Origin of the sequence: Paenibacillus psychroresistens (assembly GCF_009728935.1) — a bacterium.
Classification (GTDB): Bacteria; Bacillota; Bacilli; order Paenibacillales; family NBRC-103111; genus Paenibacillus_AC; species Paenibacillus_AC psychroresistens.
This window is the reverse complement of sequence record NZ_CP034235.1, coordinates 6,665,122-6,691,935: the sequence shown is the minus strand read 5'-3', so window position 1 is coordinate 6,691,935 and position 26,814 is coordinate 6,665,122. Positions and strand designations below refer to the sequence as shown.

The 26,814-nt window shown below is 38.6% G+C and carries 19 protein-coding genes; 16 read left to right on the top strand and 3 right to left on the bottom strand.

Annotation, left to right across the window (positions count from 1 at the left end; translation table 11 throughout):
• The first annotated feature begins 6 nt into the window (after window positions 1-6).
• The 9 genes from EHS13_RS30190 (at window position 7) to EHS13_RS30150 (ending at window position 10,017) form a co-directional block, all read left to right on the top strand.
• Complete coding sequence (locus EHS13_RS30190; RefSeq protein ID WP_155703929.1) at window positions 7-1,788, top strand: serine/threonine-protein kinase; 1,782 nt, start codon at window positions 7-9, stop codon at window positions 1,786-1,788.
• Between the two features lie 40 nt (window positions 1,789-1,828).
• Complete coding sequence (locus EHS13_RS30185; protein ID WP_155703928.1) at window positions 1,829-4,084, top strand: cysteine peptidase family C39 domain-containing protein; 2,256 nt, start codon at window positions 1,829-1,831, stop codon at window positions 4,082-4,084.
• A gap of 21 nt (window positions 4,085-4,105) precedes the next feature.
• Window positions 4,106-5,854, top strand: coding sequence for a TcaA NTF2-like domain-containing protein (locus EHS13_RS30180; protein WP_155703927.1), 1,749 nt, complete (start codon window positions 4,106-4,108; stop codon window positions 5,852-5,854).
• A 104-nt stretch (window positions 5,855-5,958) separates the two neighbouring features.
• Window positions 5,959-6,273, top strand: a complete 315-nt coding sequence (locus EHS13_RS30175) for a hypothetical protein (protein ID WP_155703926.1) — start codon at window positions 5,959-5,961, stop codon at window positions 6,271-6,273.
• 161 nt (window positions 6,274-6,434) lie between these two features.
• Window positions 6,435-6,755, top strand: a complete 321-nt coding sequence (locus EHS13_RS30170) for a hypothetical protein (protein WP_155703925.1) — start codon at window positions 6,435-6,437, stop codon at window positions 6,753-6,755.
• Between the two features lie 138 nt (window positions 6,756-6,893).
• Window positions 6,894-7,850 (top strand): TcaA NTF2-like domain-containing protein, encoded by a 957-nt coding sequence (locus EHS13_RS30165; RefSeq protein WP_155703924.1) that lies wholly within the window; start codon window positions 6,894-6,896, stop codon window positions 7,848-7,850.
• 153 nt (window positions 7,851-8,003) lie between these two features.
• Window positions 8,004-8,438 carry a hypothetical protein gene (locus tag EHS13_RS30160; RefSeq protein ID WP_155703923.1) on the top strand — a complete coding sequence of 145 codons (435 nt, stop codon included), beginning with the start codon at window positions 8,004-8,006 and terminating at the stop codon, window positions 8,436-8,438.
• 69 nt (window positions 8,439-8,507) lie between these two features.
• Window positions 8,508-9,686 carry a copper amine oxidase N-terminal domain-containing protein gene (locus tag EHS13_RS30155; protein ID WP_155703922.1) on the top strand — a complete coding sequence of 393 codons (1,179 nt, stop codon included), beginning with the start codon at window positions 8,508-8,510 and terminating at the stop codon, window positions 9,684-9,686.
• A 55-nt stretch (window positions 9,687-9,741) separates the two neighbouring features.
• The gene (locus EHS13_RS30150; RefSeq protein ID WP_155703921.1) at window positions 9,742-10,017 is read left to right on the top strand and encodes a stalk domain-containing protein; all 276 of its coding nucleotides are present in this window, start codon (window positions 9,742-9,744) and stop codon (window positions 10,015-10,017) included.
• A gap of 41 nt (window positions 10,018-10,058) precedes the next feature.
• Here EHS13_RS30150 and EHS13_RS30145 read toward each other — a convergent pair whose 3' ends face one another.
• The gene (locus tag EHS13_RS30145) at window positions 10,059-10,952 is read right to left on the bottom strand and encodes an IS3 family transposase (RefSeq protein WP_227014073.1); all 894 of its coding nucleotides are present in this window, start codon (window positions 10,950-10,952) and stop codon (window positions 10,059-10,061) included.
• A 35-nt stretch (window positions 10,953-10,987) separates the two neighbouring features.
• Window positions 10,988-11,314 (bottom strand): transposase, encoded by a 327-nt coding sequence (locus EHS13_RS30140; protein WP_155700896.1) that lies wholly within the window; start codon window positions 11,312-11,314, stop codon window positions 10,988-10,990.
• Window positions 11,315-11,360: 46 nt separating this feature from the next.
• On the opposite strand from EHS13_RS30140, the gene EHS13_RS30135 reads away from it, so the two are divergent.
• The 4 genes from EHS13_RS30135 (at window position 11,361) to tnpC (ending at window position 14,459) form a co-directional block, all read left to right on the top strand.
• Complete coding sequence (locus EHS13_RS30135) at window positions 11,361-12,095, top strand: copper amine oxidase N-terminal domain-containing protein (RefSeq protein WP_155703920.1); 735 nt, start codon at window positions 11,361-11,363, stop codon at window positions 12,093-12,095.
• A gap of 32 nt (window positions 12,096-12,127) precedes the next feature.
• Complete coding sequence (gene tnpA / locus EHS13_RS30130) at window positions 12,128-12,451, top strand: IS66 family insertion sequence element accessory protein TnpA (RefSeq protein ID WP_155702776.1); 324 nt, start codon at window positions 12,128-12,130, stop codon at window positions 12,449-12,451.
• Window positions 12,445-12,798, top strand: a complete 354-nt coding sequence (tnpB, locus tag EHS13_RS30125; RefSeq protein ID WP_155703919.1) for an IS66 family insertion sequence element accessory protein TnpB — start codon at window positions 12,445-12,447, stop codon at window positions 12,796-12,798. Before tnpA ends, tnpB begins: the two co-directional genes overlap by 7 nt.
• A gap of 77 nt (window positions 12,799-12,875) precedes the next feature.
• The gene (gene tnpC, locus EHS13_RS30120) at window positions 12,876-14,459 is read left to right on the top strand and encodes an IS66 family transposase (protein ID WP_155703918.1); all 1,584 of its coding nucleotides are present in this window, start codon (window positions 12,876-12,878) and stop codon (window positions 14,457-14,459) included.
• On the opposite strand, the gene EHS13_RS30115 is transcribed toward tnpC, so the two are convergent.
• Window positions 14,409-14,924 carry a transposase gene (locus EHS13_RS30115; protein WP_155703917.1) on the bottom strand — a complete coding sequence of 172 codons (516 nt, stop codon included), beginning with the start codon at window positions 14,922-14,924 and terminating at the stop codon, window positions 14,409-14,411. The genes tnpC and EHS13_RS30115 overlap by 51 nt on opposite strands.
• A 1,540-nt stretch (window positions 14,925-16,464) precedes the next feature.
• Here EHS13_RS30115 and EHS13_RS30110 point away from each other — a divergent pair.
• The 3 genes from EHS13_RS30110 (at window position 16,465) to EHS13_RS30100 (ending at window position 26,790) form a co-directional block, all read left to right on the top strand.
• Window positions 16,465-17,643 (top strand): copper amine oxidase N-terminal domain-containing protein, encoded by a 1,179-nt coding sequence (locus EHS13_RS30110; RefSeq protein WP_155703916.1) that lies wholly within the window; start codon window positions 16,465-16,467, stop codon window positions 17,641-17,643.
• Window positions 17,640-24,077 carry a glycine rich domain-containing protein gene (locus tag EHS13_RS30105; protein ID WP_155703915.1) on the top strand — a complete coding sequence of 2,146 codons (6,438 nt, stop codon included), beginning with the start codon at window positions 17,640-17,642 and terminating at the stop codon, window positions 24,075-24,077. The genes EHS13_RS30110 and EHS13_RS30105 overlap by 4 nt, the downstream gene beginning before the upstream one ends.
• A gap of 208 nt (window positions 24,078-24,285) precedes the next feature.
• Window positions 24,286-26,790 (top strand): C40 family peptidase, encoded by a 2,505-nt coding sequence (locus EHS13_RS30100; protein WP_155703914.1) that lies wholly within the window; start codon window positions 24,286-24,288, stop codon window positions 26,788-26,790.
• Window positions 26,791-26,814 lie beyond the last annotated feature (24 nt).

Genomic DNA, 26,814 nt, shown 5'->3' with positions numbered 1-26,814 from the left:
GAAGATATGGGTTTTCAGCCTTCAGTTAATGAAAAGCTCGTAATTGATGGGGAGACTTATACGATTGGCGAGCATCCCAATGCAAGAGGTGTGCCGTATGGTCAAGAAGGCCGTCAAGGAACGGTTTATTTAATGAACTCTGAGCATAAAACAAGGAAAAAGGCTATCAAAGTATTTCGTGCTAAATTTGTAAATCCTTCGATGGTTTATCATGCTAAGCAGCTTGCAAAATTTAGAGATGTCGTAGGGCTTGCTGCATGTCAACGTTTTGTAGTGACGCCACAGAACACGGCTGAGTTGCTAATGAAGGAGCCAGATCTTCTATATGCCGTTGTCATGCCTTGGATTGATGGCCCAACTTGGATGGATATTATATTGAATAAGGTCCGGCTTAGTAAAAAGCAAAGCTACAAAGCAGCATTTGCATTAGCTGAAATCTTAGCTGCAATGGAGCAGCGTGGACTGGCGCATTGTGACCTTTCAGCACCAAACCTTATTCTGCCGATGCTAAGTGAGGATATAAGTAATGTGAAGTCGGAGGATTATGTCCAATTAATTGATTTGGAGCAAATTTATTCAACGCAATTTGAGCGGCCGGATTATGTGCCAGCAGGTTCTCCGGGATATGCTGCGCATAATGGAATGCCATCTAATGAAATGTGGAGTGCTTTTTCTGATCGTTTCTCGGGGGCTGTCCTGTTAATGGAGATGTTAGGGTCTTGTACAGATACTTTTGTTGATCATGCATTTGGTGAAAGCTTCTTTGCTCCTAATGAAGTCAAGAGTAATTGTGAACGATACCATCAATTAATTAATGCAATTCGTCCCATATGGGGAGATACAGTTGTTACTCTCTTTGCTAGCGCTTGGGAAAGTGAAGGACTAACACAATGTCCAACCTTCGGTGAATGGTTAATTGCCATTTCAAAGATTAAACAGCCTGGCATGGAAGAATCGTTAAATGCTCCTGTAATAACAGAAACGAACTCCGTAGGGAATTCCAAAAAAGGAAAAGGAAGTATGGATGAAGATCTCTTTAAACAGGCCAAGGAGTACGAGTTAATTGGAGACTATAAGGAAGCAATCCGAATATATCGCTCTATTCAATCGCGGAATCTACATACAAGTCTTGCTAAAGAGATAGAGATCGCCATAAATTTATTGGAAACTAGCAGGAAGAACAATAAAAAACAAAAAACAAATAGTGCTTTCTTTCAAACAATAGGTAGGCTAATTACTTCAAGAAAAATGAAAAAAGTAACCGTATTCGCCTCACTAATAATCGTAATAGGTTTAATTGGGTTCTTCTCTTATTCCTTCATTCATAGCCATACGAAATTGTTTACAGCGTTCAAGAGCTCCACCACTGCTAAGCCTACTCAGTCATCAAGTGCTGCTGATCCTGTATTAGAAAGCTTGAAAAAGCAATTAGCGGAAAAAAATAAACAAATTGATCAACTTACAGAACAGCTGAAACAGCTGAAAAAGCCGCAATCTCAAAAAACTAAAGAAGTAATTAACCAATTAAATAAGGATTATATAGAGATAAAAAGAATTGCTAATTTGGACCCTCAAGGTAACTCTAATTTGGAAAAGCAGACGTTGGATGCTTCAGTGGTCTATTTGAATCACTTTTTTGATTTTGTTAAAAACTCATTTGATCTTGACCAACATTTTGATAAACAAACTACCCTCGTCGAGGGATATTACTTTCCTTATATTTATAATGATGGCCGTAATTCACAGCTGAATTTACAATTCTTTAAAGATTATAAAAAGAAGTTCTAATAGAATAAATATAGCTTTGTCACAATTATAGGAGGTTATTATGCCAAACAAAGCTGTATTCCAAGATGACTCGATGCAAAGGTTATTCGATGGCTTAACGGCCATAACCGATGATGCCAATTATCTGCGTAATGGAATAAACGGATTTGTAAATCAGCTAGATGGTCAATTATTAGCTCAAATCTCGGGACAAACCTCAGCTGCGCAAGCACTGATTAGTCAATTAACGACCCGCGCGGAAGACATGGCTGGTTTTATTAAATTTGCAATCGGACAATTACAGGAAGCAGAGCTAAAGAATAAGGCTGCTGTTACCGCATTAACGAAAGTATCTGTAAAAGAGAACTTTTGGGATAAATTAGTGCATGGAGCAGGGGCAAAGCTAGGTGCAGTGGAGAAAAAAATCGCTTCGGGATTACATAATATCGCAACGACTCTCACAGATACGAATCCCATATGGCTTATTTTAGCGCCTATACCGACCCTGCTGGTTGCTGTAGCAAAATCGTTTAAAGTGAAAATAAAAGAGAGCACTTTTGAAGCTCGTTTAGGAACGTTGAAGGAAGATAATCAGGTTAAATATTTGTTGAAATTAACGGCGAATGGAACCGAAGGTGAACAGAAATGGGCAATGGGTCAAATTGAACAAATTATAAAAGCCTTGGATGAAATTGGTCGCTGCCAAGCGGCACATGCCATGTATACCAAGTTTGGAAACAGGCCCTACAAGGACAGAGCTCATCAGGAAGCAATTAAAGTAAGAGAGAAGCTCGCAAAGTTAAATGTGGCGAGTGTTTATTATGAGGAAGGTAATGATTTCTCTGCTCGTTATAAAGGCTCCCCTTTGTTGGCTTGTCATTACAACCCGATGAAAAGTGATCATTCTGAGCTTCCCGCAGATAACCAATTGCGTTATTTAATTGAGACAAGCGCATTAAAGGATGGAATGGGGAAATGGGCTAAAGGCCAGATTGGGCAGATTGAAGCACTTTATGCCATTATTGGGAATGCCCAAAAAGCACTGCATTTTATAGGGGATAAAAGCGGTAAAGCGAAAGAAGAGAGCAAGATTACAGAAGCACGGAATAAGTTGGTTAAGGATTTTCATCTTGATGCTAAATTTATTGATGGGGTTGATTTCACTAAATATGATATGCAGCCTAATGTCGGGGGAGTACAAAATATAAAAAATACTAACACGATTAAATCAACGGGGAATTATGACAAATTTTTAGAGTTACTTGCAAATCATGAGTCATCAGGAAATAAAAATCCATATTCTGTGGTCAATCAAATTGGATATCTAGGTAAATACCAAATGGGTGAAGCTGCTTTGGAAGAAGCGGGATTATATATAAAAGATATATCTAGCAAAAAAAATGATTATATTGGGAAATGGACAGACAAAGCAAAAAAACTTGGTGTTACAGACAAAAATTCGTTTCTAAATAACCCTGAAGCCCAAGAAATAGCTATTAAGGACTTTCAAAAAAAAGTATGGGAGTATGTAAAAAAATTCTCACCCTACATCGGAACTGAGATTGATGGAGTAACTGTTACTGCATCGGGGTTGCTAGCGGCAGGACATTTGCTAGGAAGTGGGGGATTGATTCAATTATTTGGTGGGAAAAAATATTTTGATGAGGACGTAAATGGAATACCTGTAGATGATAATGGGACTCCAATTACAAAATATATGAAGGACATGGGTGGCATTGATTTGACAGATTTACTTGGCTATAATCCTGACTCTGGTAAATTAGACAATAATGCTGCAACTAAGCCAATTAATACAGAGATAGATAATGACATCAAGGGAGGTAAAGTACCTCTTCTAAAGCAAGGGGATATTGCCTCCACTTACACAGGTGATGATAAAAGCGACATATCGTTCTTAAAAAGTTTCGCTCATTATGCTTGTTATGTAACCTCTATTACTGCTGTAGTCAACAGTGAGGGGATGAAGATAAGTCCGGGGGATTTTGCTTTAATATGCAAGATAGAGCGAAATCCGGGGGATACACAGTTTGATTTGCAAAAATTGCCAGATGGAGTTCACAGCCAAACAATAGCTTTCAATGAAGTTGAACTGAGGAAATTATTAGAAGAAGGGAAAAAGCCTATTATTCGATTTGGGACAGGGACTAATACTCATTTTGTTGTTGCTACAAGAGTCGATGGGAATGGGGACGTTATAGTTATGGATCCTGCTGTAGGAAAAGAAAGAAAAATGGACGAAGCCCATAAACTTGGAGTGAAAGCAACCCAAATCCGTGTTATAACAGTAGATAATTAAAAGATGAATAGAGGAAATAGCATGCGGAAAGTTATTGTAATAGCGTTTTTTATAATTCTAAGTGCTTGCGATAATAGCGGAGGTAATGAAGAGAAACCTACACAAGCAATGGTATCTAATGGTACTAACACTGCTGTAGTTTCTGCTTCAAGTCCTGCAATGAGTGTCCAACCGCTGGCTTCATTAAATGCGGAAGTTAAGGGTAATGCAGAGCAATGCATGGAGTCTTTAATTAAAGAAAGAGATAAATATAATGTTAAAGGGACAGATGACAAGGATAAGTTAGTAATGAACAGTATTATATCATCACAGTTATATTTAAACAGAAAATATGGAGTGCTTTTCGATATTGATAATAATACAACTACTGATTTAGCATATGATCCATTACCTATTTTCTTTGATAACAAGGCTGACGTGAAATTGGTATATCCAAATCTGAGTTACCAAACAACATCGATCTCTTTAGATTTCAATGTAGATACGTTTAATAAAATGATAGTAGATTGGAGTGGTACTCAGAAACCGTGGGAAGTCGATGCAAGTACTTTAAAGGTGCTAGACGGCTGCTCCATTTTGCCCTTTAAGGAAATTAAATTTTCCAGTGAAGGGGGAGCGAAACGAAAGATGATGCCTCAGAATAGAGAGTCTAATTCCTTTGATTATATTAACACATTAAATATGTGGAGTGATAGGGATAATGCCTCAAAAGAATATAATGATAAAATAAAACAAGCTAATGAGAAATTTGAAAGCTCAGGAGTTAATCAACAATTTGTTTATTTATATTGTAATAATTGTGAAATAAAGTATTTGGTTCTTAAAAATAAAACAGAGGATAAAGTTACGGAACTTGTATTTAACCAAGTAGAGGTTAACGAAGGCTGGCATACGTTTATGGCTGAAACTATGGAGAGTCCGTGGTTGGATTTTCCGCCTTACTTACTTGACAATCTTAACGGAAGCACACAATTCATTCTAAATGCAAATGATCAAATTTATAATTTAACGAACCAATATGCTAGACAACCTGTATCTGATGATTCCGCAAACGCATACGGAAAAGATCGATTAAACTTAGCAGGAAATTATTACGCAGGACAATCTCTTCTTACAATAGATTTGTACGAAGGGAATTTAATAAAGGGTAGCTTGAGTTATGCGAGTAGTCATTTAAGTAAAATAGCAAAAACCGAATTTTCGGGTGAATTGCATGATAATAAACTTGAATTTAATTTTGAAGGTGATGGTTATGTGGCGGGGGAAACTAGTAAAGGAGTACTTACTCTAAACGAGGATAGTATCAAAGTAGAGCTGCAAATTCATCATAATAATAAAGGCTGGTCACTACCTGATGGGAGTATCCTATTCTCGAAATCACTAAAGGAATATACACCTAAGGAGCTAACTACAGAAGAGTTAAACATTATTGATATTGAAAATTATATTGATTTTTATGTCGATGCTTGGACAGTTGCTGTAAACGATAATGATTTTGGCATTATAGGCGATAGCTTTGTTGAAGGAAGCGAGATATATAGTATAGAAAAAAATTATGTACAAGAAAGCTATGCCAAAGGAAGTAAACTTAAACTTCGAGATTGTGTAAATCAGACGAGGAAGATTAATAAAAATGAATATGAGGTAGCTGTTACAATGAAGGTACAGATTACCGAAAATGACCAGAAAAGTACAAAAACGATGAATAAAGTATTTACAGTAGATTATCAAGACAGAATAGCGAAAATTAGTAAGATTGAAAACCAGTAAATATTTATGTTTAATTTCTGAATTATATAAAGGGTACCCATACGCTTACTCCTGCAGTAACCCCTCCAAACAAATCAATTAATGACTTTACGTCTTATTTTAATATGTCAAAGCAAGATCCGATTAATAGTTTAGGTAAAGGATTCCAAGAAGGGACAACATCAATAGAAAAATCACATTTAATTTTCCCGATTCTTTTTTACCAAACCTTAGGACTAACTTTTGTATTCGGCAACCAAGAGAGTTCGAGTAAAGTCATGCACATTATGGTGAATAGTGATGTAGATATTAATAATATCAATATAAATGGTGCAATTCCAGGAATGAGCTTTGTGGAAGCAGAAAGTAAATTAGGGCAAAAAAAGAGGAAACTTGGGTTTCTACCGAGGATGATAAGTCATACAAAATCGAATATCTAATTGATGGGCTCCAATATAAATTTATTTCACAATATTCAGATGGCAAATCTTCTGAATTAGTAGTTACTAAGCAAGCAAACAATATTTCTTTAGAGGTTAGCAATGAAAATATTCCTGTTTATCACAATAAAGCTTTAGGATTCTCCATTCAATTTCCGGAAATGTGGAAGGGAAAATATATCATAAAGGAGCATGAAACAGGCATTACAGTTTTTCATAATACGAATAAAGCCACGATGGGGCAATTTTTCTCCATATCTATCTACGGTACTGAAGCTGATTGGAATGAACTCATGCAAACCGAAGAGGATGGATGGCCATTCAAGAAACTTGGTATAAAGGATGGAATGATACTCGTGAAAACAGGACCGTCTGATGAGCAATATGATGCCAGCACAGTTGAAGGAAAGGAACTTTCTGAAGAATACTTTAAACTAGCTGAACAAATAGACACAATACTATCTAGTTTCAAGATAATTTGAAAGGAAATATAGAAAGCTTAGATATGCAGGTAGTAAAAATAAAAAAATAGAGACTAGCGAATAGAACAGAATGGTCCCTATCTTATTAATAAGACGGGGATTATTTATGGTTGATCATAAAGTGGGAGGAACAAATAAATGTGGAAAATGGTTTTATTGGCAATTTTGATTATATTAAGTGCATGTGACAATAGTGGAATCCAGGGTGAGAACATTTCACAAGTTTCAGAATTAACCGAAAAGGGAACTCCGTTAGTTTCATCAAAGCCAGAAAGTAGTGTAACTAAGGAACCAAACACACCTTCTCCTTCAAGTGTTGAGGCTACTAATATCAATCTCATTGAGAGTTTCATAGATTTTTATATCTTCTCATGGGCAAATGCAGTAAATGAGAATGATTTTGACTCTATTAGTGCTAGCTTGGTTGAAGGCAGCGAACTCTATAATTCAGAGAAAAGCTATATTCAAGAAAGCTACAACAAAGGAATCAAAATTACACTTCTAGATAATGTAGATGAGACACAGAAGATTGGTGAAAATGAATATAAATCAACTGTAACGATGAATGTAGAGATCATAGAGCAGGATAATAAAAGTACGCAAACCTTCAAAAAAGTGTTTATAGTAACTAAACTAGATCAAGAACGGAAAATTAAACAGATTGAAAATATAATAGATTCTATTTCTGAATCAACTAGATGGATTGATTTTTCGACAAAAGAATTTTTAAGTGAAAGAAAGCTTGTCCAAGATTTTTATAAGGATGAAATCAATGAGATACGAAAGGTAGAAGGTTCTAACCAAGAGCTTGATTTCTCTATGGCCTTGGAAGACTTAAATAGCGATGGGGTTAAAGAAATTATTGTTGCGTTACATGATCTAATCTTCACTGGAGCTAACTCGAATAGTAATATCCAAATATTCGAAGTTGTTAACGGGAAGCTACAAGACCATATTATTGGACAAGCCTATCTTGCACTCGATGAAAATGGGCATCAAAAGGAGCTAGGGATTCTGAATAGTGAGAGTAACAAATGGAAAGATATTACGTTAAATAAAGACATTTTTAAATGGGATGGTCAAAACTATCAGTAATCTCTTAGGGGGAATGACAACCCTATCTTCGTTACAAATAATAACAAGTACAAGAATTCACTGTTATTTGCAACAATCCACTCAAAGAGAACTGGTGTTTTACATGGAGTTGTTGGTTTTCCTAATAATGAAGTAACAAGATACTATGAGCCAATGGTTTTTGGCAGTGAGTCTGGATTTACACCCCAAGTACCCGCTACTGATATTGGTCCCTCAAATAAATCAGTTGATGTTAATCGAGAAACATGGGAAACCCAATTATCAGAATACTCGAGAGAATGTAAGGAATCGTTAATTTTACCAGCCACTATAAAAGAAAGTCCATTTTTTCAGTATAATAATAAGATTTATCCGTTTTCTAAAGAGAACGATTTTATAGCAGGTGTTGAAGGGGTAGGGTTTGGTTTGGACGAAAATGGTAATTATTACTTCCCAGAAGAAAAGAAAATACAAATCCCTATTCTTTTTTATTGCCCAGAATGCAAGAAGTTGATTTTGACGAAAATTCGTTTGCAATCGCTGATTTATCGAAAATACATTCTGACCTTCCTCCATTCATTAGTGATCGTCCATCAATTATTCAAGTAACAATAAATGGAGAGAAAATTAAATATGTTAATCAATAAATGACAACAACTACAGAGGGGAAGTGAGCCATTGTTAAAGAAAACAATAGCAACAGCAGTGGTATTAGCAGTGATTTCATCAACAACATTATTAGCGGCTACTGAATTACCAGCACCTATAAAAGGTCAGATGATGATTCCAGTCATCGTAAATGGTCTTAAAGTTTTATTCCCAGATACGGAACCCTTTATTGATGACAATGGAAGAACGATGGTTCCTGTGCGCTTCGTATCAGAGAAGTTAGGCGGAGAGGTTAAATGGGATGCAGCATCTAAAGTCGTTACAATTACGTATAAATCAAAAGTTATTACTATGCCACTAGATTCGAAAGAAGTAACTATAGATGGAGCTTCTATTACTCTTGATACATCAGCCGTATTAACAGAAGGACGTACTATGGTGCCTTTACGTTTTGTAAGCGAAGCGATGGAAGCTACAGTCGTATGGGACGAGCCGGCTCATGCTGTGCAGGTAAATGACGCAGCATTTACAGCTAAAGTTGCATCCGGAGAAGTGAATCTTGATCCTTGGGGGCGACTGTTGGCTACTAATCCAGATCCAGCTATAGTGAAGGATTGGAACACATTGGCTGATCTTCCAAGTATGGCTTATGAAACTATAGTTGAAACTGTTGGTTTAGCAGATAGAAATAATAAAAAATATTTCGATGTCAATAGAAATAATATCTTTACTTCTAGAGAAAGTTTGGATAGATGGTCTAATATGATACGTCAATATTATGTAACCGTACTAAATGTAGATTATAGAACAATAAATGAAAAAACGTTCTATGACGCTATTACACCACTAATTCTAGACATTAATTACTCTGACAATCTAGTATACTATGTAAATTTGTCAATTACTAATTATGTTAAATTTATTAAAAATAACCATGTTGTCATAAAAGGTTATGCTGATCCAGAACCTTATCTCACGAGGCAGGAGAATTCGTTACCAATAATAAGAACTCATTTTAAATTCGAGATTATTCAATCGGATGATCGGACACAGTCCATATTAGACTCTTACCATGTATCAGATAAATCAGATAAAATAGAATTTAAGAGAAAAACATGGTATACCGGATATTCGGATGTAAGGCTTATAACTACTGCTGGGAATTATCAAGAAGAGCATATGTTTATTAACGTTAATCTAGAGAATATGTTTTTGACGGATCAATATAAATATGAGGTGTTGGAGTGAGGGAATAAATAGTTCTTACATGACAACAACTACAGAGGGGAAGTGAACAGAACCAATGTTAAAGAAAACAATCGCAACAGCAGTGGTATTAGCAGTGATTTCGTCAACAACATCATTAGCGGCTACTGAATTACCAGCACCCGTAAAAGGTCAGATGATGATTCCAGTCATCGTAAATGGTCTTAAAGTTTTATTCCCAGATACGGAACCCTTTATTGATGACAATGGAAGAACGATGGTTCCTGTGCGTTTTGTATCAGAGAAGCTAGGCGGAGAGCGGCTGAACACCCTTATGCTGGACGCTACACCTCTTAACGAAATGATCTCATAGAATTGCTAGATATTGCTCTTGTTTGCTCCATTTTTCACGGTTTACACCTTAATATGTTTAGGCTGTACGAGATTTTTCTTCAATGCTTCGATATATTCATAGGGTGATAGGTCATAAATACTCCCATGGATCCGTTGTTGATTGTAATCTTTTATGAATTGAGAAACGATCTCATAGACCTGTGGATACGTTTCAAATTCATGGCGTTGGTAGCATTCCGCTTCCAAAATAGAATGAAATGATTCAATGTGAGCATTTTTATTTGGCGTTCTAGGCGGAATCCGCTCATGAATCATTTGAAAGTTCTCGCATGCATCTTCAAACAGGTGGCTGATGAATTGTGGACCATTATCGGAGCGTATAAAAGGTTTCTCTTCCTGTGGTTTCCCGAATAATTGACGCTTCATAAGGGCCTCCTGAGTGATCTGAACCAGATGTTTAGCCTCACAGGTTAAGCCAAGATGATACGAAATAATGGCACGATCAAACACGTCTATAATGCTCATTATGAAGAAGAAACGGTACTCGCCAGCAATCCATCCGTACTTAATATCGGTCTCCCACAATTGATTGGAGCCGGTGATTAAACGGTTGTTAGCAAGTCTTCTTGGATGCTTATTCTTTAACTTACGCTGTGGACGTAGGACGTTCATAGACTTACATAGCCTATAGACTTTCTTCTTGTTAATCACAAGTTTGTGGCGTCTTCTAAGAAGCACAGTGAGCTTGCGGTAGCCGTAGGCTGCTCCCTCACCCGCTATGAATTCCATCAGCCATTCTGTGATCTCTTCATCACTTACGGGCTTGCCATCTGCTGTATAAGATAAACCAGGTGCGGGGCGACCGACCCTGTGGATAGGTTTTAATTCCGCTTTATTCACATGTGCATAATACGTCGAGCGTTCGACTTCCACCACACGGAGCACTAAGGTAATACAATGCCCTTGGACAATATATTTGTGGGCAATCTCTATTTTATCCGCAAGTTTGGGTTCGTTTTTTTTAGTAGGTCTTTGAGAATTTCTCTTTCCAGAGCTTGTTCCGCTAGTAGCTTCTTCAGCTTTTCATTCTCATGCTCTAACTGTTTATAATCATCAGGGGTAGGTATAAACTGGGCTTGTCTTTTGCTAGCACCATCTAACTTATCCACATCCTTACGATTTAATTCTTTTGCCCATCGCATGACCATCTTGGGATCCAGTTCGTGCTGTCTGGCTACTGCTGTAAAGTTCCCAATCTCTTTCCCTTTTCGAATGATATCCATCTTAAAATTAAGATCATACTGTACTCGCTTCATAACGTTCCCCTCCGTCTAATATAATTATATTTGATTAAGGGGTGTACTGTCCAAGTCTCCTAGGGGGCTAAATAGAGAGGTTAAATGGGATGCAGCATCTAAAGTCGTTACAATTACGTATAAATCAAAAGTTATTACTATGCCACTAGATTCGAAAGAAGTAACTATAGATGGAGCTTCTATTACTCTTGATACATCAGCCGTATTAACAGAAGGACGTACTATGGTGCCTTTACGTTTTGTAAGTGAAGCGATGGAAGCTACAGTCGTATGGGACGAGCCAGCTCATGCTGTGCAGGTGAATGACGCAGCTTTTACTGCTAAAGCCGAAGCTGGAGAAGTGAAGCTTAATCCTTGGGGGCGACAGTTGGCTACAAATCCAGATCCAGCTATAGCGAAGGATTGGAACACATTAAATGATCTTCCCAATATGGCGTATATAAATGATGTAAGAAGTTTAATGTTTTTAGGAGACCTCAATAATAAAGAATATTATATAGCATACAAGAATGATGCATATACCTCAAAAGAATATTTAGATAAATGGTCTAATATGATACGGCAATACTACGTTACGGTATTAAATGTTGATTATCGTACCATTGATGATAAAGCTTACTACAATGCAGTTAGATCGTTATTAGATCCTTCCAGAGATGATATAGAAGAAGAAACTGAAGATGTTATTAATGACTATATAAAGTTTGTAAAGGATAATCATATTATAACCGTAAGCGTAAAATACTCCCCACCTAAAAATATGGATTATTCTATGAGATAATCTACTTCAGATTTAATGAAGGAGGCTATCTTATGGATAGTAATCAACGAACTCAGGATTGGATAACAAGAATAGCAGACTTTAAATCCAGTGGACTTACGATGGCAGCGTGGTGCAAAACTCATGAGCAAAGTATGCATCAATTGAAGTACTGGCTCAAAAAAATGAATATTTCCGTACGTCCAAGATCCTCTTCTTCCACGCATTGGCTGCCTGTTGCTCTTCCCAGCAACAAACTACAAATAGACGGGACAGGCAACCTCGTTGTTCGAGTTGGCTCTGCGAGTATTGAGGTTCCAGCAGACTTTAACGCCAATCTACTTCGTGACCTTGTACGCACATTAACTTCATGCTAAATGCTTCGAGCATCGAACGTGTTTACCTCGCTTGCGGCAATACAGATCTGCGCAAATCAATTGATGGACTCACCGTGCTGGTTAAAGAAGGCTTTGCGTTGGATCCCTTCTCATCCAGCCTCTTCGTATTCTGTAATCGCAATCGAGACAAACTCAAAATTTTGCATTGGGATCACAATGGCTTTTGGCTCTATTACCGTCGGCTGGAACGCGGTACATTTCGTTGGCCTTCTTCGAATACAACTCCTTTAGTCGTCGGTTACCGTGAATTGCGCTGGCTTTTGGATGGACTTTCACTTGAGCAACAGCAAGCGCATCCTTCCGTTACCGAACGCACCGTGATCTAACTTCAAGGAACAGGAAGTTCGAGATTTTGACAAAATTGTTGAAAGGAAAACGGTGAGCTAGGTCGAAAAAGTTAGATATGGAAACCACAACGGATACGTCCCACCCTACAATAGAAGAGTTACAACAACAAAATATAAAACTGGCCAAACAAAACGCCGAACTGTCTGCGAAGCTGGCTTGGTTCGAGGAGCAATTCCGTCTCAGCCAGAAGAAACAATTCGGTGCATCAAGTGAACGAACGCATCCGGATCAATTGGATCTCTTTAACGAAGCCGAGTCGGATGCCAATCCCGCTGCAGAAGAACCAACGTTGGAATCCGTTACCTACAGCCGCAAGAAACAAAGCGGACAACGAGAGGCCATGGTTGAGAATTTACCTGTAGAGACGATCGAGTACCGCTTGTCCGAAGAAGAACAAACTTGTTCATGCTGCGGTGGAAACTTGCATGAAATGAGCACTGAAACGCGCCAAGAACTGAAGCTTATTCCTGCTGAAATTAAGCTCGTGAAGCATGTGCGTTTCGTTTATGCTTGCCGTCGCTGTGAGGTCGAGGCGACCACGACACCTGTGGTTACAGCACCGATGCCACGTCCGGTTTATCCGGGAAGCCTAGTCTCTTCCTCGATGATGGCTTACATCATGAGCCAAGAATATGTAGAAAGCATGCCCCTTTACCGTCAGGAGCAGCAGTTTGCACGACTTGGCGTAGCCTTGTCCCGTCAGACGTTAGCCAATTGGATGATCCATGGTGCAGATACTTGGTTGCGATTGCTGGTTGAACGCATGCACGAGCATCTGCTTCAAAAGGACATTCTACATGCAGATGAGACGACCTTGCAGGTGCTGCGAGAACCAGGTCGATCTGCAGAGAGCCAGTCTTATCTTTGGCTTTATCGTACCGGGCGCGAAGGTCCGCCAATCATTATCTATGAGTACCAGCCAACACGAGCAGGGGAACACCCGCGCAAGTTTTTAACGGGTTTCAAAGGTTACCTGCATGTTGACGGTTACTCGGGATACCACAAGATAATGAATGTGACCTTAGTCGGTTGCTGGGCTCACGCCCGTCGCAAATTTGATGAGGCCCTGCAGGCATTACCGGATCCTAAACGATCCACTCCTGTAACTGCCAGTGAAGGTTTAGATTTCTGCAACCGTCTCTTCGCTATTGAGCGAGAGATTAAGGATTCTACACCTGAAGAGCGTACAACCATTCGAATGGCGCGTAGTCGCCCGATTCTGGATGCTTTTTCAGCATGGCTTCGTACACAGCGATCTCGCGTTTTACCCAAGAGTAAACTCGGGGAGGCAATTATTTATTGCCAAAACCAATGGGAGAAGCTCGAGACTTTCATGAATGACGGTCGCTTAGAGATCGATAACAACCGAAGCGAACGCTCGATTAAGCCCTTTGTCATCGGTCGAAAAAACTGGATGTTCAGCAATACGCCTCGCGGTGCAAAGGCAAGTGCCATGATCTATAGTATGATCGAAACGGCTAAAGAGAATGGATTAAATCCAATGATCTACCTGACTTATCTATTTGAGAAACTCCCCAATTTAGAAGACCCAAAAGACACGAAAGCTTTAGATATGCTATTGCCCTGGTCACAGACTTTGCCTCTGACCTGTCGTGTATTCAATAAGAAAACCACTTAGTCCCCGTCCTTTGTACTTGTGCAAGGTGGGGGCTGTTTTACGCTTACGCTTATAAATATTACTTTGTCTACGCGTATTTTCGGTAATCTGTTCGATCACTTCTTCGTCCCTAAACCTGGTTCCTACCCTTCCGCCTTTGGTAGAAGTACAGGACTCTTTTTGTCCGCAAAAATCAAAGGCTCCACAAGTATAACGCCTATACTCTTTCCCATCTTGTGTTCCATTCCATTTGAAAGGTAATTCATAACCCAACGGGCAAATATATCTATTGTTTATGGAGTCATAGTTAAAGTTCGCTTTATCAAATCCACTTGCCACTTTGTTTTGCTTTCCCTTTTGTGGCTTAATTAAGAGTTCTGTGCTTTCATCGACAACGTCGATGATTTCAAGGTAATTATAATAGCCTGTATCGGCGACAATTATAGTTTTTTGATCACGAAAAACCTGCTTTGTATTATACGCCATATTAGACAACTGCTTTTGATCGTTGACCGTGCAGTCCACGATTAGTTTATACTTGCTGTCCACTGCAGTTTGAACATTGAAACAAACTTTATGCTTTCCGTTAGTTAGGGTATTCCCCCGGTAGATTCTTGCAGTCGTATGCACCAGGTAGAGCTGGTGGGAATTTTTTCTGATATTGATAGGAACAGGCTAATACATAATGCTTGCCTCCATAGTCTAAGGTCGGCTTTATTAAATCGCTTTTCATTTAAATAGTTATTAAAGCTGGATTATAGAAAGTATGTGCATCTGGTATCTGCTTTGGCACAAGACGATTGAGTAACTCCATCTGGACAAAATATAGGGGGGAGGGCAAATTGGTAATGGAGTAATACCGTCTGGGCACATACGTTGTTTTCCATGGTGAAAGGTTACTGCTCTATCGTAATAATCCCGCAAATCTATTCTGGCTTGCTTAGAGAAACCATTGGGTGATCCGCCTACTGCATCTCTTATTGCCGCTAAGGTATAATATTTTGTAGGCTGATAAGAATTGGGCTTCATCTTTACTCTTTATTGTACTCGTCCAATCACCGCTTTTTTTGTTTACAATAAATAGATCATCTGTACTGTCATTTACAATTATATCATCTCCTCAGTCTTGAGCGAGACTATCTTCGTAAAGATATTAAAAATGAATTATTTAACATGATAAGAGAAATTTCATCATTGCCATTAAAAGAGGAGTTAGACCCCGAACATATTGAGCAAATTGTAATAGATATCGAACGATTTAAAGAAAAAAGTGTAGATATCTAAGAGTGTATAACTAGGGGCTACCCAGTGCCGAATGAATCTATTATTCAACCAATAACAGACTCAACCCATGTATTACCATTACAAAGATTTCTTAATTTCGCTTGTACGTATAGTAATGCTTGAAAAGTATAACTTGAATGACGCTAAAGCGTTACATGAAACAGGTCAATTATGGTCAGATACCACCATAATTAACCTGTTTTTTGTTATCTTCTTTTCTCACATCTTTTTAAAATGGAACGCAACTAGATGCGAAGGCTACTATATTATCAGGACTTATCTGACTATAACATCTCCCACTGAAATTTAGTCGGGGCGGCTTTTTTACATGTGATATCGAAAATTCACCTTTAACTTCTAAATTGCTTGGCTTATCTATGGTGTTTGCAATATTAGGCCTTGGGGACTATTTACGTTTGTTGACAAAAGTGAAAAGTAATATTTTGGTGAATTATATCGCTTTATGGAGTATACTGATGTAAAATTGTGGATTCCAAATAAAAGAGTAGTTTCTAAATATGGTAACTAACGGGAGGTGTTTATGAGCGAGGATTCCATGCTAAGGTTATTCAAAAACTTAACGGCCATCAAGAACAGGTTTGTCAGTTGGAATTTGCTGAAAACCTCTTCATTATATAATGATGATTTATGAAGCTAGGGAACATTGGGAAAATACCGGGGCTACCGAATGAACAGGTAGTGTCAACCAAATTGCAATAACTACAGAGGAGAAGTGAAACATATGTTAAAGAAAACAATAGCAACAGCAGTGGTATTAGCAGTGATTTCATCAACAACATCATTAGCGGCTACTGAATTACCAGCACCTATAAAAGGTCAGATGATGATTCCAGTCATCGTAAATGGTCTTAAAGTTTTATTCCCAGATACGGAACCCTTTATTGATGACAATGGAAGAACGATGGTTCCTGTGCGCTTCGTATCAGAGAAGCTAGGAGGAGAAGTTAAATGGGATGCAGCATCTAAAGTCGTTACAATAACTTACAAATCAAAAGTTATTACTATGCCACTTAATTCGAATGAAGTGTCTATTGATGGAGCGCCTATTACTCTTGATACGTCAGCCGTATTAACAGAAGGACGTACTATGGTGCCTTTACGTTTTGTAAGCGAAGCGATGGAAGCTACAGTCGTATGGGACGAGCCGGCTCATGCTGTGCAGGTGAATGACGCAGCTTTTACTGCTAAAGCTGAAGCTGGAGAAGTGAAGCTTGATCCTTGGGGGCGACAGTTGGCTACTAATTCAGATCCAGCTATAGCGAAGGATTGGAAGACATTGACCGATCTTCCTGATATGGCTTATGAAACTATAGTTGAAACTGTTGGTTTAGCAGATAGAAATAATAAAAAATATTTCGATGTCAATAGAAATAATATCTTTACTTCTAGAGAAAGTTTGGATAGATGGTCTAATATGATACGTCAATATTATGTAACCGTACTAAATGTAGATTATAGAACAATAAATGAAAAAACGTTCCATGACGCTATTACACCACTGATTCTAGACATTAATTACTCTGACAATCTAGTATACTATGTAAACTTAGCCATTATTGACTATGTTAAATTTGTTAAAAATAACCATATTATTACAAGGGGTTATGCTGATCCAGAACCTTATCTCACGAGGCAGGAGAATTCGTTACCAATAATAAGAACTCATTTTAAATTCGAGATTATTCAATCGGATGATCGGACACAGTCCATATTAGACTCTTACCATGTATCAGATAAATCAGATAAAATAGAATTTAAGAGAAATACATGGTATACCGGATATTCGGATGTAAAGCTTATAACTACTGCTGGGAATTATCAAGAAGAGCATATGTTTATTAACGTTAATCTAGAGAATATGTTTTTGACGGATCAATATAAATATGAGGTGTTGAAGTGAGAAAACATTTAAGTCGTTTATTAATAGTGCTAATTCTCATCTCTATGTGCTATCCCTATGCTGGCGATATAAATGTAGCTTCAGGAGATGAAATAATTGTAGATGACAGTGTAAAGGATCTATTTAAAGTAAGTAATGATACGGGTGATTGGACGAGTAAAGTAAAAAGTAAGGAGGGATCTGGAGTAGTATATAGAACAGTATCTTGGATAGTAAGAAGAGAGGCTAAGAGCTGTGATAGGTCTAAGGATAGTACACCAAGGACTCAGACATCCGGAGAGTGTACGGCTTTAAAAGTAGCACCTGATGAAAGTAAAGATGATTATGTGGAATTTAAAATGTGTAAAACTGGAGAATCGGTACCTACTGCAACACCTAAACCGACAGATACTATAGACGACATAACAGGTTGTGATGGTAATCAGAAGGAAATTAAAAGAGAAAAAGGAAATGACGGAGCGTGGTACGTTACTAATGAATTTACAATAAAGGCTGATAGAGCCAGTTCTAAGATTGAAAGAACTAAAAATCTTAAAAATATTAAGGAAGGCGCGCGTGTATATTTATCTGCTATTTTCCAAGTTGTAGACAAGCCAAATTCTTATCGGACTACAAGGTATTACACTTTACAAGCAATAAGAGATGCAGTAGGAGGATTACCCAATGGTTTCTCTAAGCAAGCCAGAATAGATTTGCGAGATTATTACGATAGACCCGTAACCTTTTATTCTGAGAAAACCATAACTTTAACTCCAAGCTTTAAACTGGAAGTAGAGTACAGACATATAGGTGACGGGGCTATATTAGCCAGTCCGTCTCCAAAGCAGATACCAGATGCAAATACCTTTTACAATCCAGCATTAATAACCATGAAAATGAAAAGCGATTTAATAAAGCCGACCTTAGACTACGGAGGCAAGCATTATGTATTAGCTTGTTCATACCAATATCAAAATATAGACAAACCAAAAGCTCCTGAAGCATACGACTGCAAAAATCTACCTGGGGATTACCCTAACTTCTTGCGCGATAAGAATACGATTGAACGTAATCCGCCAATGGCACTAGGTGGAGAAGTGGTAACGCTTATCTATAAAGATCCAGGCTGTGACTGCATTGCCTCCCCAAGAATAGATGATCAACCCAATATCAACGGTGAGATATTTCAGTCTAAGATTGGTAAGTCCGTTTCAATATCTCCAAACTTTACCGACTCTGCTCCACAATTAGATGATTGGAAGGACTATCTAGGAGGATATACTGATTTTCGGATTAAGATTACTCCTACTAGAGCAGATATACCTGGAGGCAATAACACAGGAGCTGTACCGATATGGAAGCCGACTAAATATACTGCTGGGCAATGGGTAGCTACAACAAAAGCTGAAATATTAGCGTGGATGGGTGGAGCTACTGGGCCACTCTATACAGATGATCTATCTAATTATCCTATTCCAGCTCCAGGTAAGGTCGGATTCAAGTATGGTATAAAAGTAGAGCTAGAGAGCTCTAAAGCTGGATTACCTACTGCCATTAAGACATGCTTCGACAATAATGGAAGTGCAGGAGGCTCTACGTTAATACCTATAAATTTCTTTAGAAAAGATCCTTCCACTATTACTTATACATCTACGCCTTCTTATTGGTCAGAGATTAAAGATACCAGTCCAGGTAATGAGACATTCGAGGCGATGGCTGGAATACCTAGTACTAGAAGCCTTTACTTTGCATCTGGTGGATCGGAATATATAGTAGATGTTGAGCTGAAGTATACTCCAGGGGTTACTTCTACTAGAAAATACCAGTCCATATTCCCGGCAATTGAAAGTGAGTTTATAGATGGAGATAAAGCTAAAGACTACACAGTACCCACTGCACCGGGAGCTAATGGTGGAAGCAATTATACTATAAATGCACATAACGGAGGAACGGTATACGCAACATGGACAGGTACTACCTCTATGAAAACCTCGCGGACTTGGAGTGATCATCAAGCTAATGGAGCAGATAGCTGGGATGATAAGGCTTACGATGATGCAAAGAAGCAAGCAGATGATTATGTGACTGCTCTTAACAAGCATACTATCTCTCATAAAGCTGCTAGTGATAGTGTAGATAGAACATTCAAGAACTGGGGCGCTTCGATAACGGCTAACAGTAATACTCATCCAGAAAGTACTGTAAGCATTGGGCACAAAGAAGAGGCTGAAGTAAAAGGTTCGTGTGGAACAGCCCCTCCTGCTATAGATCCTAACAATTGCATTATCAAGAATAAGATCGATTATCAGGCTACAACGGGTAGCTCTGCTACTAATGGTCAATACACAATAACGGTCACAGGGCATATACCGGCTCAAGTAATAGACGGTCCTTCGAGCGTCTATACTATGCCTGCAGTTCAAGATACATGGACTCAGACTGTAAAATATGATTATATGAAAATAAAGATGGCAAAAGTATGGAAGCTAGATCAAGCCTCTGTTACCGGTATGACGGAGATAACAGGGCAGAAGGAGTTTAAAGCTACAGTAGTTGCAGGAGATCCGAATATATTCCAAAACATAGCCGCAACGGATACGAGCCAAGCTGGTAGATTGCGCTACTCAAGAGATACTATTCAGCACGATTCGGTTGTTTATAATGAGACAGGTAGGACTAACAAAGATGATGGACATGGGTGTAATGATTACGGAACTTGTGCTCCAGGTCAAATGAACGCTAGTTGGGCTAAAGGAATTAGATACACCAACACTTCATATTCTAATGTAGAAGACTATGAAGTTATTCATTCTTCCTCTACGGATAAGACAACAACGGAGTATGCTCAATTCAAAGCTAGAAGAGAAGCTCTAGGCAATGTGACAGTAGTATCGGACATGCTTATATTGCAGACTTCTTCCGGAGATCAGAGTATTATGTACTTCCAAAAACCGTCTGCAACTAAAGAGGCGCAGCAAAACTATCCTGATGTTAATTCTACTGAAGCAGAAATGTGGGATACGAATATCAAGTCTTTTGCAAACCAATCAAAAGATGCTATTAACATTGGCTCCTATAATGGAAGGTATTATGATACATCAAATAAGTATAGCAAAAGAACTTATTCCGATGTAGCTACCATATTTGATACAATGCCCGCTGGACTTAATAGACCAGCGAGAGTCGGTTCAGCAATGCTTCTGGACAAGACATCAATAGATATGATAGACACCCTGCCTAATGGAGAATACAATACAGGAACTTCTAAGGTATTCTACAAGAATGTTCTTGACTATGATTTAGACGGGACTGGTATAGATAGATATCCGATTACCCAGAATAGTAATTTCGATGATGCTGTAGGAGTAGAGTTTGCTTCCAGTTATTCACCCTCGCATTCTAAAGTGAATAATATTGTCATACACGATCCAGTTTCTTCCGAGAAAGCAATGGTCATGTCACTTGACGATAGTTTCGATCAGAGAACAGCAGCATCCGCAAATCTAGGTGGGAATGTAATTGCGGATGTAGTTGAATATGAGAAAGTGTTAAATCCAGCATGGAGACCTAATCTATTGGCAAACGGGGATGCAGAATCCATAGGGAGCAATGGAGCTATTAATGGCTGGAGCACTTGGACGGCTACTCCGGGAAGTAAGGTCACATTTACCAAGCGACAAGGAGATGAATGGGTTCAATCAGGGTTGACAACCTTTGAGATTAATACAGACCCAAGAACGTCAGGTGTAGATTATTCAGGCTCTTATTACAAGTCTGTAACTGCAATCCCTAATACGCATTACACCTTTACGGGACTGTTAAGCTGCCATAGATGTGAAGGTTTTTTTAGGGTAGAGGATATGGATGCTGGAGGTAATGTAATTACAACTCATGATAGCTCTCTATCGGTCAATACGGGAACATTTGTGTCAAAAACAGTAACTATAACCACAGCCAGCAACGCAGTTAAGATCAGAGTGCAAATGGTGAAGAGTATTAGTTCAGGAACGGCGAGTGGTAGAGATTACTTGTTTGCAGATAATTTAGTTCTTAACAATACAGGATCAGCTTCCCAAATGCCAGACCCAAGCTATAGTACGGTCAGTATTCCTAATCCAAACAACGTAGCTCCGGTGAATTATAGCCATACAGGATCTGCTCAAACTTTTACAGCACTTGTTGATGGGAAATATACGTTAGAAGTGTGGGGAGCTCAGGGAGGGGGATCTTATGGTGGTCAAGGTGGATACAGTAAAGGAGATTTGAATTTAGCCCAAGGTGAGGTGCTGCATATTTACGTGGGGGGTAAAGGATCTGTAGGATCAACGGGCGTGTATTCTACTGCTACAGGAGGCTGGAACGGTGGAGGCGATTCTTATGGTGACCTTAATGCGAGTAGTGGCGGTGGCGGTACCGATATTAGGAAGGGCGGGACTAGCCTAGCTTCGAGGATTATCGTGGCAGGTGGAGGAGGAGGTCAAGCGGATAACGACTCTGCACACATGGGTGGTAAGGGCGGAGGTCTAACCGGTGGGAATGGATATACAAATGATATGGGAGCACAAGGTGGAACTCAGACTATTGGTGGAAGCATTAATGGAGCTTTAGGAATAGGCGGGGACGGTGATTCCGTAATTGATTCTCCAGATAATGGTGGAGGCGGTGGAGGCTATTATGGTGGAGGCGGAGGTAAAGCAGATGAGGGTTCAGGCGGCGGTGGTTCTGGATATATTGGTGGATTATCTAATGCTTCAACAACAATAGGAGGCAGGGGGGGGGATGGCTATGCGACCATCTCAATGTCGAATATAGATATCGAGCAATTAAGCGATCCTGGATTATTAGGAATACCTGCTGAGGCTTATTCATTAGTAAAGAAAACCACACTAGCAAATGCTCCTGTTATTATAGGAGGGACATCATTTACTCCAGGTAATTTTGTCAATCTAGATCATGAGTTCGATGTTTATTTTCCCAATAAAGGTGACTTTGCGGGGACAAATGAATACGGAATTGCAAGTACAACGGATTCTCGAGGTAAAGGCTTTATAGATGATATGGACACCACGAAATGGACAAAGTCTAAACTTATTAAATTCGAGTTCGATGTTATTCTAAACCAAGTTATGTACAGAGCAGACACGTGGATAGACTTGCCTATTTCTAGTCCTAATGACAAGTATACTTTCTATGTGCCATTATCTAATTCAGAGCGAAAAAGCTCAGTAGTAGAGTTTAAATCTATAGCGATTAATGGAGAAGAAGATAATGATAATCCAACTAATAAAGCTAGATACAATGAACCTAGACCTCATGCAGCTAGACATAGTTCACTAATGAGAAAGTCAATTGATGTTGTAGGGAAGATAGGCAACTTTGTTATTCAAGACACTGGGGATTATAGATTTTCTAATCTATTCAAAACACCAGTTGCACCTACTACGTGGTTTGTAGATAATGTGATCAAGAAAGTAGATCCTGATAATCAGAATGAAATTATGGGCGATCTAATTAATATTAGAGGCGAATTAGCTACTCCTGCTAATCATTATTTGGACACCTATGGATTTGTACCCGATTATAATAGTGAGCCTATACCATTGCCATTATCTCCAGAAAAGAATAATATACCAGTTTTACGAAATCAGCCTATGCGAATTGGTTATAATATTCTAGCTAGTATCCAGACTATTGGAAACTATTATGACAGCTTGCAAATTATCCCATATTATTACACCTTGGATACAGTAAGCAAAGTAATTACTCCAGTAGATGTATATATGACTAATAAAGGAGATCAAGTTCCTATTAATAAGAATGGGGTAGTTGTCCCTGGGTGGGATCCCACTAAAATATTCCAGAATATATTCGCCATAAATTGGGAGATTGAAGCAAGTAGGCGAAGTGTTACTCCAGCGGAAATGGATAATACGGATGGAGCAACTATGGCTGCTAGTCTTAACACTCCAGAAGTCGCTGGGGGTAAAACAGATTCTCCGTACGGAGGGTATTATCCTTATGGAACAGCTCAAATTCTCTACCCTACGGGTAGAAATAGAACGTATATTGGAAGCTCTACTACTAATAGAAATACGGGAGCTTTTGATGCCAATCCAAATGGAACTGTGCCTTATGAATCTTATGCCCAACAAGCTCAACGCTGGCAATTCACTTTAGGGTTACCCTCATCAGCAACTTGGGTAAAAGCAGGTTTACCTTATACTCAAAAAAATGTAGATGATATGAAGAGTAATACTTTGGTTCTAGTAATGGCAGTAGATATAAAGGCAGCGGGAGATACTTATGCACTTCAATACACGGTTCCGGGAGGCAACAAACCTGTGAATATAAATGGTACTTCTGTTCCTACTACTTCTATAGCACAGTCGGTAATAGCAGTTTACTCTACGATGAAGTCTTCTGCAGATGATTTGCATGTTTCTGGAACACACTGATGATTTATAAGATTAGCTAACAGCTTGCCAAAGCAAGCGTTGAATAGTCCCCATCCTAGTAACTAGGTGGGGGCTATTTACGTTCGCTGACATAATTGAAAAGTAATATTTTGGTGAATTATATCGCTTTATGGAGTATACTGATGTAAAATTGTGGATTCCAAATAAAAGAGTAGTTTCTAAATATGGTAACTAACGGGAGGCATTTATGAGCACGAACAAAGCTGTATTCCAAGAAGAATCGATGCAAAGGTTATTGAATGGCTTAACGGACATAACCGATGATGCCAATTATCTACGTAATGGAATGAACGGATTTGCAAATCAGCTGGATGGTCAATTATTAGCTCAAATCTCGGGACAAACCTCAGCTGCGCAAGCACTGATTAGTCAATTAACGACCCGCGCGGAAGACATGGCTGGTTTTATTAAATTTGCAATCGGACAATTACAGGAAGCAGAGCTAAAGAATAAGGCTGCTGTTACCGCATTAACGAAAGTATCTGTAAAAGAGGGCTTTTGGGATAAATTAGTGCATGGAGCAGGGGCAAAGCTAGGTGCAGTGGAGAAAAAAATCGCTTCGGGATTACATAATATCGCAACAACTCTGACAGATACGAATCCCATATGGCTTATTTTAGCGCCTATACCGACCCTGCTGGTTGCTGTAGCAAAATCGTTTAAAGTGAAAATAAAGGACAGCACTTTTGAAGCTCGTCTAGGAACGTTGAAGGAAGATAATCAGGTTAAATATTTATTAAAATTAACGGCGAATGGAACCGAAGGTGAACAGAAATGGGCAATGGGCCAAATTGAACAAATTATAAAAGCCCTGGATGAAATTGGTCGCTGCCAAGCGGCACATGCCATGTATACCAAGTTTGGAAACGGGCCCTACAAGGACAGAGCTCATCAGGAAGCAATTAAAGTAAGAGTGAAGCTCGCAAAGTTAAATGTGGCGAGTGTTTATTATGAGGAAGGTAATGATTTCTCTGCTCGTTATAAAGGTTCCCCTTTGTTGGCTTGTCATTACAACCCGATGAAAAGCGATTTATCTGAACTCCCTGCTGATAATCAATTGCGTTATTTGATTGCGACAAGCATATTAAAGGACGGGAAGGGAAACTGGGCTAAAGGCCAGATTGGGCAGATTGAAGCCCTTTATGCCATCATTGGGAATGCCCAAAAAGCACTGCATTTTATCGGGGATAAAAGCGGTAAAGCTAAAGAAGAGAGCAAGATTACAGAAGCACGGAATAAGTTGGTTAAGGATTTTCATCTCGATGCTAAATTTATTGATGGGGTTGATTTTACTAAATATGATATTGATCCAGTTATTAATACGCCTCAAGGAGGATCGGATAATGTAGGTAATGCATCTTACTGGAGGGATAAGGTTGTTGAATTAGCAAAATTATGGGAAGGTAAAATTCCATATTGCCTCGATGGAAAAATAACTACTCAAGTATTAGATTTACATAATCCTCCGCCATATATGGATTGCTCTGACTTTACATCATCACTTTATAAAACTTTGTTTGGAATTGATATTGGATCAAATACTAGAATACAAGTTACTAGAGGAATAGAAACAGAATACAATGATTTAAAACCAGGAGATTTAATTCTTTTTGATTGGAAAACCAATGGAGAAGGGATTGATCATGTAGGGATTTATATTGGAAATGGAAAGTTTATTCATGAAACGGGTACTAATAGTAACCCTAATCATCTATCTGACATCAAACAAAATATTGTAATAAACAATCTTGAAGATAATTGGGGAAAAGGTTATGGGAAAATAAAGAGCAATATTAGTTCTATTCGAAGAATTATCCAAGATGACGCTACCATCATAAATATACAAAAAGATGGAAAGAAACCTCTACCTTTAGGTTATCAAAATCCAACTGACCATACTGAAAAGGATATAGAAAGTACTGTTGGAGCACCGTCAAAGGGCTCAACTAAAGGTGATGATAGTAAGCTTGGAAGCTTATCTGCAAAATATGAGTCAAATGGGAAACCAGGCTCAATTTCAAGTGGAAGCGGGGACATAGGTGGAGCTTCTTACGGTGCCTACCAATTCGCTAGTGCCTCTGGGGTTCCTCATACGTTTACTCTTTGGTTAAAAGGCATAAATGATGAATTCTATGATAGTCTATCAAATGCTTATAAAAAAGATGGTAACAAGTATGGAGAAAGCTTTAATGCAGAATGGAAAGCCATTGCAAATGAAGACAGTTCTCTGTTTATGCAGCTGCAGCATGACTACACAAAACAAGCTTACTATGACGTTGTAGCAAAAAAAGTACTTAAGGATACAGGAGTTGATTTTAATAAGAAAAGTGAGGCTTTAAAAAATGTCTTATGGTCAAGGGCAGTTCAACACGGAGTTGGTGGAGCGCCTGTTGTTATTGAGAATGCATTTAGTACTTTAGATATGTTATCTGCGACAGATGAGCAAATTATTAGAGCCATATATGCAGAAAGTGGAAAAGTGGTGAATAACGGAAAAAAAGCCATAATTGAAAAAAATGGTGTCTCGGTGAAACAGAATATGGATAAAGCTATAGATTATGCAAAAGAACAGGGTATTTATGGTAAATACCTTGGGTACTTTAGTGGGAACTCGACAGAAGTTCAAATTAGTGTATGGAAAAGATTAAATATAGACGAGTTAAACGATGCATTGAAATCGTTAAAAAATTAGTCGTTTATTAATTCAGGTTAGAAT